Annotated in this window: 15 protein-coding genes; 13 read left to right on the top strand and 2 right to left on the bottom strand. The window is 30.4% G+C overall.

Going from position 1 to position 9,560, the window contains the following annotated elements; translation table 11 throughout:
- Nucleotides 1–160: SymE family type I addiction module toxin (locus DKK70_RS17685; RefSeq protein ID WP_110433746.1), on the bottom strand; the 160-nt coding region annotated here is incomplete at its 3' end.
- A 64-nt stretch (nucleotides 161–224) separates the two neighbouring features.
- Between DKK70_RS17685 and DKK70_RS17680 the strand changes: the two genes are divergently transcribed.
- The 13 genes from DKK70_RS17680 to DKK70_RS12420 all read left to right on the top strand — a co-directional run bounded on the left by DKK70_RS17680 (nucleotide 225) and on the right by DKK70_RS12420 (nucleotide 7,780).
- Nucleotides 225–569 (top strand): RNase A-like domain-containing protein, encoded by a 345-nt coding sequence (locus DKK70_RS17680; protein ID WP_181416012.1) that lies wholly within the window; start codon nucleotides 225–227, stop codon nucleotides 567–569.
- The gene (locus tag DKK70_RS12470) at nucleotides 502–804 is read left to right on the top strand and encodes a contact-dependent growth inhibition system immunity protein (RefSeq protein WP_181416006.1); all 303 of its coding nucleotides are present in this window, start codon (nucleotides 502–504) and stop codon (nucleotides 802–804) included. The genes DKK70_RS17680 and DKK70_RS12470 overlap by 68 nt, the downstream gene beginning before the upstream one ends.
- A gap of 209 nt (nucleotides 805–1,013) precedes the next feature.
- A complete protein-coding gene (locus tag DKK70_RS12465) occupies nucleotides 1,014–1,220 on the top strand; it encodes a hypothetical protein (protein ID WP_110434303.1) in 207 nt (68 codons plus the stop codon).
- Between the two features lie 308 nt (nucleotides 1,221–1,528).
- Nucleotides 1,529–1,675 (top strand): hypothetical protein, encoded by a 147-nt coding sequence (locus DKK70_RS16860; RefSeq protein ID WP_181416005.1) that lies wholly within the window; start codon nucleotides 1,529–1,531, stop codon nucleotides 1,673–1,675.
- A 41-nt stretch (nucleotides 1,676–1,716) separates the two neighbouring features.
- The gene (locus DKK70_RS12455) at nucleotides 1,717–2,676 is read left to right on the top strand and encodes a hypothetical protein (protein ID WP_146210877.1); all 960 of its coding nucleotides are present in this window, start codon (nucleotides 1,717–1,719) and stop codon (nucleotides 2,674–2,676) included.
- 279 nt (nucleotides 2,677–2,955) lie between these two features.
- Nucleotides 2,956–3,174 carry a ribonuclease toxin immunity protein CdiI gene (cdiI, locus tag DKK70_RS12450; protein ID WP_219999779.1) on the top strand — a complete coding sequence of 73 codons (219 nt, stop codon included), beginning with the start codon at nucleotides 2,956–2,958 and terminating at the stop codon, nucleotides 3,172–3,174.
- A complete protein-coding gene (gene cdiI, locus DKK70_RS17675; protein WP_375334993.1) occupies nucleotides 3,135–3,251 on the top strand; it encodes a ribonuclease toxin immunity protein CdiI in 117 nt (38 codons plus the stop codon). Before cdiI (DKK70_RS12450) ends, cdiI (DKK70_RS17675) begins: the two co-directional genes overlap by 40 nt.
- A gap of 257 nt (nucleotides 3,252–3,508) precedes the next feature.
- Nucleotides 3,509–3,814 carry a hypothetical protein gene (locus DKK70_RS12445; protein WP_219999778.1) on the top strand — a complete coding sequence of 102 codons (306 nt, stop codon included), beginning with the start codon at nucleotides 3,509–3,511 and terminating at the stop codon, nucleotides 3,812–3,814.
- A gap of 1,058 nt (nucleotides 3,815–4,872) precedes the next feature.
- Nucleotides 4,873–5,364: a DUF5376 family protein gene (locus DKK70_RS12435; protein ID WP_110434298.1), complete on the top strand. Its 492-nt coding sequence runs from the start codon at nucleotides 4,873–4,875 to the stop codon at nucleotides 5,362–5,364.
- Nucleotides 5,365–5,639: 275 nt separating this feature from the next.
- Nucleotides 5,640–6,110 (top strand): hypothetical protein, encoded by a 471-nt coding sequence (locus tag DKK70_RS12430; RefSeq protein ID WP_110434297.1) that lies wholly within the window; start codon nucleotides 5,640–5,642, stop codon nucleotides 6,108–6,110.
- 20 nt (nucleotides 6,111–6,130) lie between these two features.
- A complete protein-coding gene (locus DKK70_RS17670) occupies nucleotides 6,131–6,280 on the top strand; it encodes a hypothetical protein (protein WP_181416011.1) in 150 nt (49 codons plus the stop codon).
- 329 nt (nucleotides 6,281–6,609) lie between these two features.
- Entirely contained in the window at nucleotides 6,610–6,921 is a 312-nt protein-coding gene (locus tag DKK70_RS12425; protein ID WP_110434296.1) for a hypothetical protein, read from the top strand.
- Between the two features lie 655 nt (nucleotides 6,922–7,576).
- Nucleotides 7,577–7,780: a heavy-metal-associated domain-containing protein gene (locus DKK70_RS12420; RefSeq protein WP_110434295.1), complete on the top strand. Its 204-nt coding sequence runs from the start codon at nucleotides 7,577–7,579 to the stop codon at nucleotides 7,778–7,780.
- A gap of 279 nt (nucleotides 7,781–8,059) precedes the next feature.
- Here the strand turns inward: DKK70_RS12420 and DKK70_RS12415 are convergent, their stop codons facing one another.
- Nucleotides 8,060–9,187, bottom strand: coding sequence for a hypothetical protein (locus tag DKK70_RS12415; protein ID WP_110434294.1), 1,128 nt, complete (start codon nucleotides 9,185–9,187; stop codon nucleotides 8,060–8,062).
- Between the last annotated feature and the right edge of the window lie 373 nt (nucleotides 9,188–9,560).

Here is a 9,560-nt window from a genome sequence, read left to right as displayed (position 1 = left end):
AGCCTATCTGCTCCAGCCACCTGCCTTTAATGGTCAGTTGTGGTCGTGGGTTAGGTTTTATGCCTTGTGGCACGTAGCCAATGGTATAAAACCGTTCGTTGGGTTGTGGTGCAGGTTCTTTGCATGTGGTTGATTTTAGCTTAGAATGTGCCTTAGCCATAGTTAACTCCAGATAAGTTAGTTATGGATGGTTTCGGGCGTTTATCGGAGATTGATGATGGGCAATTACAGTAAATGTAAAAACAGCATCCTCATTTATAGATATAACTACAACTAAAGCTATTACAAGCAAAGCGATTGATGCAAATCAATCTAAGATAAATAACTATATATTTGGAAACCCAAAAGATTATTTAGAGATAGATTATAATTTATCGTCACCAATAGGAATTAGTATTTCAAAGTGTCAAACAAGCGCATCTCAAGTCTCAAAAGGCAGAATTATTTTAGTAAGAAACCCTACAATGCCTTTCATAAAATTATTACGGATTACCCAACACCATGATTGCAAAAGAAAAATATCCTGCATTATCTTATTATTTGATATGCTATTTGAATCAAGATTTTGAAGAAATCTTTGGGGGAGCTGAAGAAGCTTTATTGTCATATAAAAAAACAGAAACAGCCCAAGAACAACAAGAAATGATAAAAGAAATTCAATCATTGATTGACTCTTCATATAATGAAAACGAATTACAAAGAATTATATTAGATGATATTGATTGTAATTATTATTACCCGAATGAATGGTCATCAAGCAAAGATTGGCTAGTACATATGCTATTTATTTTAAAGAATTCATAATGATAAATAATATACATCTTGTTATTGGCTAAATAAATTATAAAATTAAGTAATCCTTACCATCTCGTGGGGAACCTCTTTTTATAAGAAACTCAGATAAAGGCGAAAGTATAGCATTCAGGCCCGATTATGATATTGGTTGGGATAATTATTTGAATCGCTTGCCAACACAAAATACTCCTCAGTTGAAATAGTAGAAATATAATAAAATGAAAATTGTAGAAAAAAATGATAATTCTTTATTAGTAGAAATAACGGAAAAAGAGTTTAATTTGATCCGAGAATTAGAATCAGCCGTTCTAATATCTTGTAAAAAAGAAGAAATTCCGACTTTAACTGGTTGGACAAGAGAAGAATTATTAGATTTTGGTAATACGCTTAGTAAACTTGCAAGAGAGAATAATATTAACTTGTAAGTTAAATAATCCCCACTTACATTGAGGATCTTGTTTTTATCTCTTAGCTCATCCTCTCAAGTCGGATAACCAATAGCTTCTGCTACCAATTGAAGGTGCCTGCTGGCCGATTATAAAGCCTAAGCCTTCCAACCCGCAGTCTTTAATGGTCAGTTGTAGTCTGAGATTTGTTTACCCATTATTTGAGGCTGTAACCGAATTTTAAACTAGGTTTTGTTCATGGTTTTATTGTTCTGGTTTTGGATTGCTAACCCAATAAGTCGATAGACTCTTTGGGGCTGAATGAAGTTTGTCTGGGAATAAAAGGAGTGAAGGCAAAATCCAAATATTTAAGTCAGCTAGAGCAAGGAGGCACATTAAATATTGGTACAGGATTAAATCCGATAGCAGGCGCATATAATATCTCTCCCTCTGCTTATCCAATGGCAGCGGGTCCATCCTGGAGATGTCAATAACTTGAAAAAATATAGCAAATCGCTTACAAAATACAATTATTATGGCTAATCCATACGATTATAAGCCTTTGAATGATCTAGTACCTCGAGTTTTAAGTAATGAAGGTACCATAATTATTCGTAGAGGCAGGAATAACAAACATCTGAATAATGTAGAAACAATAGCTGATAAAGAGGAGTTGATATTGGTGAGTAAAAAAACAGCTCTAAGCGAAGGGTATTGCCAATCAAAAGGAACACCAATTAACTCTAAATTTATAGATGAATACGAGTTTAAAATAAAATCAAAAAATCAGAGTAATATTATGAAATATAAAATTGATCTAACTAATTGCTATTGTATTGATTTTGATGGTTTAAGTGGGATAAAAAGTTACGTATCTTTACCCATTATAGAAAAAGAAACCTCAACCTTTCGAATGCGTTTAGAAAATGTATCGATAACTATGGATGAAGACATATGCCGTAATCAAATATTATCTGTTAACCCAAAAAGTATTATCAACATTGATAAGGATTTAATCATATTAGCTAAAAAAGCCTTACTTACTATTGAAAATATTTGCTGCTACGACTTAAGAGTTATCCATAATGATCATAATTATTATCACTCATCTGGCTTGAAGTTTAATATTAAAGATCGCTATGCGGTATGTGGTGGTAGAGACATAGAACATTTAGATTCAAAGATTTATAGTCGAGCAATTTTTAATGGTAGCGTTTTTTTAGAACTGGAAGAAGAGAATATCCTACCATTTATCATTGGATGTGATGATTTGGTGGGTGGTTATGAAGGTATAACCAAAATAAATCACCAAAAAGAATCAGAAATAGCAATGAAGAATAAAATTCTAGACATTAGTAGGTTTAATAATATTGAGTCACCAATATGGGATTTTGACTTTTTAATGGAGTATCTTCCTAGTTGTGATGGCTATAGAGAAGCGATAAAAAATTATCCTCCGACTAACAACTCATCAGAGATAGAGTTAAATAAATAAAAACGTTATGCCTTAAATATTGATTCAATCATTAACTCAAGTTGATAATACAATAAAGGATAAAACAGGGTTATTTTTAAATTTAAAAGTTAGCTCCTCACCTAATAACTCCCTGGTATGGTTACTAATTTTCATCCGAATTCGTAAATTATAATTATAGAGGAATATATTTTGGAAGATACCATAAATGGAATTAGATGAGTTTTCAAAATTAAATAAGCATCTGTTTGAAATAATTCTTATTATTTTCTGATTCGCATAGAATTATAAAAGAGTACTTTGACCTTATATAATGATGGCTATTTTCTAATTATTGTTGAAAGTATTATTAATAGCGAATCGTTTATGCTGGATGGTGTGTATTGCAACTTTCCTGATATGAACTGTTATGATGAAAGCGAACTTTTTGAAGGTGTTGAGTTCGCTATTGGTTACCTCCAACAGAAGATGGTACGGTCATTGTTAGTGAAAGTACTTGTTATCACTATGTTCGTTTAGCGTGTGAGAAATATATAGAACTTCAGGCAGAAGATACTAATCAAATTGCTGAATTATTGGCTAAAATGCCACTATAACAGCACAGAGAGGAGCTTGTTTTAACGTTTAGCTTACTGAGTCAGATACAAATACATTCAGGAGAAGGAGAACATGAGCGAAGTTATTAAAAAGTGTCGACAACGACAAAGGTATAATTAAAATTGTTAATCCAAGTATCTATAAGCTAATTTTAGGCGAAAAGGTAACAATAATAAATAAACCAAAGGGGTAGAATATCAATAAAATAAAATGGGTTACTCAAGTAATAGCCCTGCCTTATGAAATCCAGAAAAGTTTGTTTCCTGAATTTGCTAATGTAGCTGATGAATTAGCTGTTGAATGGCAGATAGCTTTAGATGAATTAAATGATCTTAGTATGATTTCTATAACAGATGAACAATGGAGTGCAATTAAAAAATTAGATACTTATATGCTATCTATTAGTGGGTCAGTTAATATTCAATACTGGAATAATGATGCGCTTTGCCAAAGTGCAGAATGGCAAGAAATGAGAGAAATGGCTATTGATATATTATCTATCATGCAATGGGAAAAAACTGTACCTGAAAAGCCTAAGGCAATCTATATCTATCATGGATAATGGCGTATCCTGTCTAAAAAAGGAATTTTATTTACTATTTTTAGACCTGCATACTAAGCCTAATAATTTAATTATTCTTCTCGATTGTATTGATAATAGGCACTCAGGTATTAAATTCAAATTCTTTTAGCAGGAGTCCTTTAATGTGCAGTTGTGTTCAGAAATTTTGTTACCTACAGTTAGAGCTGTAAGTGGCCATTAAGTGGCACTTTATTTATAGTTAATCTTAAATAAGTTAATTGTGGTTAAAAAATCATAAATCTATCCTATTATTAAGTGTATTATTGTTAAGATTCTTTATACACATTTTTTGATATCTCTCTAACTTATCACCATTTTAGCCTGATGCATTAAAATCATGATGTCTAAAATCACTTTTACCAATTTCTAGCTACCTTCTTACAAGTTTACTTGTACCCATATAGTAATAGAACAGTGTAGACTCTTTAATTATTTTTACAAACAAACTCCAATAAGCCAAATCAGCGGACAAAACAGGGGCACGTTGAACTGTTGATATAAGAGAAAATCCTCAAATGATGAGGCTAGAGAATGGTCTTAGGAATAGAGAATTAAAATTTAGGTAATTTAACTATGCTAACATCACAAGAGTATAATCGTATAAAGACTTATTCTGAATTTGGATCTTTCTATTTATTATGGGGGCAATGTTTTCCTGCTTCTAGTGAAGTCAGTAACTATTCATATGAAGAAAATAAAAAAATTTTTTTTGAAGTATTAAACAAGTTGTTAAAAGAAGGTTATTTGAAGCTACATAAAAAAGGGATTTCCTTACTAGGGAACAGCTTTTATATATTCTGGAACAATATAAGGCCTTTTTAGAAGGGAGCTATGAAGATCCTAATAATCCACCTGCTTCGATAGATGTAGAGTTTATTGCCGAGGGGTAAGAGGCGGTTGATCTCTATAATAGCTTAGAAGGAACTCATCAAGTTCCATATGCTTGCTAATCAGATGACCGTGTAATCAGCGAGGATCTTTTACTGCTTTTTAGATCTGTATTGCAAGTTTAATATTTAATTTGTGGTAAATAATATATGAAAAATAGAAAAATATATTTAAATTGGTTGGATTGTTACCGAAAATTCCATCCATCAGGAATGTCGCCTGAGGAAAATTTTCGATATATACCTAAACAAGGTTACGGTGTATGTGCGATTGCATGTTTTCTATCAGAAGTAATCCGATACTCAGTTAATTCAGTCAATATTTGGATTAATAATCTAACCGATTTAGCGAATAGTGAAGCACCGGACGGCAAGTTTGCTGTTGGTAATGCTTATTGGGTATTAATTACCGGTGATTACGTTTTTATTGGTAATGAATATGTTGAAAAGTATCAGGTTATCCTGAATAGGGAACAGTTTTTATATATTCTGGAACAATATAAGGCCTTTTTAAAAGGAAAGTATAAAGATCCTAATAATCCACCCGCTCCGATAGATGTAGAGTTTATTGCCGAGGAGCAAGAGGCGATTGATCTCTATGATAGTTTAGAAGGAAGTCATCAAGTTTTTTATATTTGCTAATCAGATGTCCGTGTGATCAGCGAGGATCTTTTTAGTGCTTTTAGATCTGTATTGCAAGTTTACAATTTAATTTATTGTATTCAATTTTGATCACCACAGCTTTATTGCCATAAAATCCCTATCTGCTAAGAGCAAAGGGTTCTAGGCGTATTACTTACTATTATAAAAAAGGTAACATATTTAAAAATAAAGATTATTATAGAACTATCTTCATAAAGACGATAAAAATATAGGTAATTGGATTTTAGATAATTAATACTAAAAGGAGAGTTAATATGTCTAGTTTTGTTGATGGTTATATAGAACCAATATTAAGCCAGGTTGATTTAGAAAATTTGATGGACTATATTGAAAATAGTCAATTGGGAATAGAGAGAATTACTAAAAATGAACTATATAATTATCCTGACTATTTAATTCCAAGTGGAAATGTATTTTCTTTTATAATTGGTGATGTTTCTGGCTATCCTAATGCTACTTACTTAATAGATTATTGTGAATATGCTCCGGATACTGATATTGCTTTTCCTCCAGATCCTAAAGAGCGTTTAGATATACTTATTAATACATTGATTGACATGATTAAAATTACCCATGCATCAAAATTGGTCGTTTCAATAAATGATTGTAATCAGATTGAAACCATAAAAAAAATAAAGTTCGCTGAAATGCGAGACGTTATTCATGCTGATTTTGCAAAATATCAAAATCCTCCAGATACACTTTATGAGATCATCTGTGAATAGAATTATAAGAGCGTTATACACTGCCATATGAAGTAATTACAAATAAATCTCCAGACTTTGTAATTATTTCTGGACCCAATAAAGGGAAAAATGTTGATGCTATTTATACTACAGATAGATTAACGCAAAAGGACATCTGTCGAATAAGAATTAATATTTATGACAAATAATTAAGATCCCAGTCTAAAAACTAAGATTTTTATATCTACTATTTATTTGGAAATTCACTAGCGACCTAGCGGATACTTGTGCGCCATGGCTAGCTAAGCAGATAAACTGAATAAAAGGCGGATGATTGCAACAAATACATCAACATTTGGTATTACCATCTGCTGCTACATATATGACAGGTTTGACAATATTAGCTAAAACAAAAATGCAAATCGGAAAAGTTGCTCCTTAACCTGATTTTGTCACGTTAAATAAAATTAGTATACAATACCAACTTATTGATAGAATTCCTAAACTCGAATTTTAAAAATTTAAAGTCGATAATCTAATGAAAATTAATAAAATCAATAGAGAAAATGCGGAAAAATTTATCAAAATTAATGATAATAATTTTGTTGTATTATTAGATTATTTTGATCCTATTTTTATGGGAAATAAAGAATTAGCAGCAAATAATATTTTTCTATTGGATAATGTCGGGTATATAAAATGGAAAGTTCATACAGAAATTTTAGTATCAGGTGGCTTTGTTAATATTCTTATTAAAGAAAATAAATTAAAAGCGATTAGTTGGGATACGGGTTTATATGGATTGGATATTGAAACCGGACTAGCTACTCCTGAAATGCTTTTAAAGTAAGCGTTTATTACAATTTTGGCTGCTACTATTTCTAACGTAGAATTGGACTAATTAATTATCAATCATGTAATCTAATTCGCAATTTCGAAAATTAGTTTGTCTTCTTTAGCGGTAATATTGACCACTTAGTTAGAGTTTAAATCAAATTGTTCTAACTAGCACTCTTTAATGGTGAATATATTAATCGAGTTTGAATTCCCCCGATTTGATCACTCTATTAGTGATGTACAAGAAGAATCATTTAATCAATACGCTAAAAAAGTTAAAGATAAATCATCTAAATTAACTCTGGCTATCAGATTGAAACTATTCAATAAATAACCTTTAGTTAGCGCTTTATAACCAGAGAAGAGCTTGTTAATTATTGATTGGAAATAATTCTCCTACTCAATAATCAGCTTGTTTTGCTCATTTTAAACCGTTACGAAAAAGCTGGAAAAAAGCCAATCTCGTTCAGTAAATTACCGGTAAGTCTAATGTAGACCCTGTTACTAAGCTTAGGGTGGAGGACAATGACATGATGATTTTCTATTTTTTTTGTCGGTTTATTGGCGTAATATAAATACTTTACTTAGCAAGCAATTTTAATTAGGGGGATACCCTAATTTTGCGGCATAACCATCTGAAATTATTTAATAACCAAAAGGGGTTAACGATGAAATTAATAGTTGATAATATGAGTTGCCAACATTGTGTTAAAACCATCACTAAAGCAATTAATGATATTGATCCTAAAGCGAAAGTTACTGTTGATTTGACCAAGCGTGAGGTTGATATTGAAGGTGGTACTATTTCGCAAGAAGCAGCTATTGCCGCAATCAATGAAGCCGGATTTGAGTTTGTAGGTATTGCATATTAAAGACATTTAGCATCACTAAACGTTAGGCGATTATAATGATCGCCTAACTATTAGATGATGCTCACAACCAATAAATTGGCTATATTAAACAGGACATTAAACGGTTTTTCATATACTTCATCGACTTGGATTGTTGATGAAGTATAAATGAGTCTTTAGTTAATATAGCGTTCAGCTAAAACACCACTGCTTATTACTCTCAATATTAATAATATTGCAAGGCGATTTGCTATTTATTAATGCTTATAAAAATAATTTAATGTTATATTTTATAACTAATTAATCAAAATCTTTATCTAGTTCGTTTTCTTTAATACAAAAATTTTTTTCTTTCTGTGAACATTGACGAGAAATTTTAAAAGCTTGTCCTTCAAAACCTCTAAAAGACTCATATTCTTTATAAGTACAGGTTGAATTCGTTAAAGTATAGTTACTACTTTCTGCTTTGAAACGATAAGTTTCATTTAAAATAACTGCGGAATAGTTATTAATTTCACAAATTTTTTTCCTTTTTGCAATTTTTTTATTGGAATCAAAATCGATATAACGACCATCTAAATTGAGATAAATGAACTTATTTTTCTTCTTATCATAAGAATAGTAACGATAAATGATGGGGGCATCTTCCATATCATCAACTGCTCTGGCTATGTAAAAATCATTATAATTACCATCAAAATTATAGTCGATTTCTATTCCATTATGGTCAAAATAATCTGGAGCAAAGCGATAGCTATCATCAATATGGTTAACCGCACCTATTGAATATTCCCCCAAAAAGTCAAATCCTTTTAAATTATTGATAGTTTGAAATAATTGGCCACTTTTCTTACTATAAATATTTAAACCTGTTGGTTTCAATCCTTGACCTTTTTTATAGGAAAGTATCATTTTAAAATAAAAATCATCTGTCGATCTTTTTTGTAATAACTCTATATTGTTAATTTCTTCATTCTTAATAGGAAAAGAGATATACCCATCATCATAAAAATCTAAATCGACATCATATTTATCAATATTTGCTTTAAAATAGTCAGAGTCAATTCCTGATACTGACCAGTCGATTCCTTGCAAATTAGTGATAGTTTGAAGTAATTGACCACTTTTTTTACTATAAATATTTATACCAGTTGGTTTCAATCCTTGACCTTTTTTATAGGAAAATATCATTTTAAAGTAAAAATCAACTGTCGCTCTTTTTTGTAATAACTCTATATTGTTAATTTCTTCATTTTCAATAAGAAGATCGAGATCACCGCCATCTTTAAAATTTAATTCGACATCATATTTATCGATATTTGCCTTAAGACCATCTAAATCAATTGCTAATACCAAGCATGGGAAAAGCAAAACAACAGAGATAAGATATTTGATATAAACCATATTATTATAAACTTTTAATTCCATTTAATATTTCTTCAATGTCTATCAAAGTATAAATTAATTCCTCTCAAAAATTAATTTAAAATTGTTTAAAAATACATTATCTCATTTAAAACACAACTTAATTAGTAATTTATTTAATTACTAAATATTGTTGAAAATTATATTAACCATCCCACCATAAAATATATAGTTAATTTATAAAATTTACGCCAAGAGTTTGGCAATATTTTTCATTATGTGACAATTAAATATGCTGTAGCCAAACGGCAATAGAAATATTACTAGATGAAAAATGGGTTATAAAATGCGAGCAGTTTTTTGACGAATAGTTTTTGACGAATAGTTTTTAACGAATATTTTTTTAACCTGACAGTCATTTAAAAAAAAGAATGGC

Source organism: Gilliamella apicola (assembly GCF_003202655.1).
Classification (GTDB): domain Bacteria; phylum Pseudomonadota; class Gammaproteobacteria; order Enterobacterales; family Orbaceae; genus Gilliamella; species Gilliamella apicola_R.
The sequence above is the reverse complement of the archived record's forward strand: the minus strand, read 5'-3'. Positions and strand labels throughout refer to the sequence as shown.

What these genes read in the sequence shown, in the direction of transcription:
- DKK70_RS12435 (WP_110434298.1), top strand. Translation starts at nt 4,873, where the DNA reads ATGAAAAATAGAAAAATATATTTAAATTGGTTGGATTGTTACCGAAAA.
- DKK70_RS12430 (WP_110434297.1), top strand. Translation starts at nt 5,640, where the DNA reads ATGTCTAGTTTTGTTGATGGTTATATAGAACCAATATTAAGCCAGGTT.
- DKK70_RS12425 (WP_110434296.1), top strand. Translation starts at nt 6,610, where the DNA reads ATGAAAATTAATAAAATCAATAGAGAAAATGCGGAAAAATTTATCAAA.
- DKK70_RS12465 (WP_110434303.1), top strand. Translation starts at nt 1,014, where the DNA reads ATGAAAATTGTAGAAAAAAATGATAATTCTTTATTAGTAGAAATAACG.
- DKK70_RS12415 (WP_110434294.1), bottom strand. Translation starts at nt 9,187, where the DNA reads ATGGAATTAAAAGTTTATAATAATATGGTTTATATCAAATATCTTATC.
- DKK70_RS12455 (WP_146210877.1), top strand. Translation starts at nt 1,717, where the DNA reads ATGGCTAATCCATACGATTATAAGCCTTTGAATGATCTAGTACCTCGA.
- DKK70_RS12470 (WP_181416006.1), top strand. Translation starts at nt 502, where the DNA reads ATGATTGCAAAAGAAAAATATCCTGCATTATCTTATTATTTGATATGC.
- DKK70_RS12420 (WP_110434295.1), top strand. Translation starts at nt 7,577, where the DNA reads ATGAAATTAATAGTTGATAATATGAGTTGCCAACATTGTGTTAAAACC.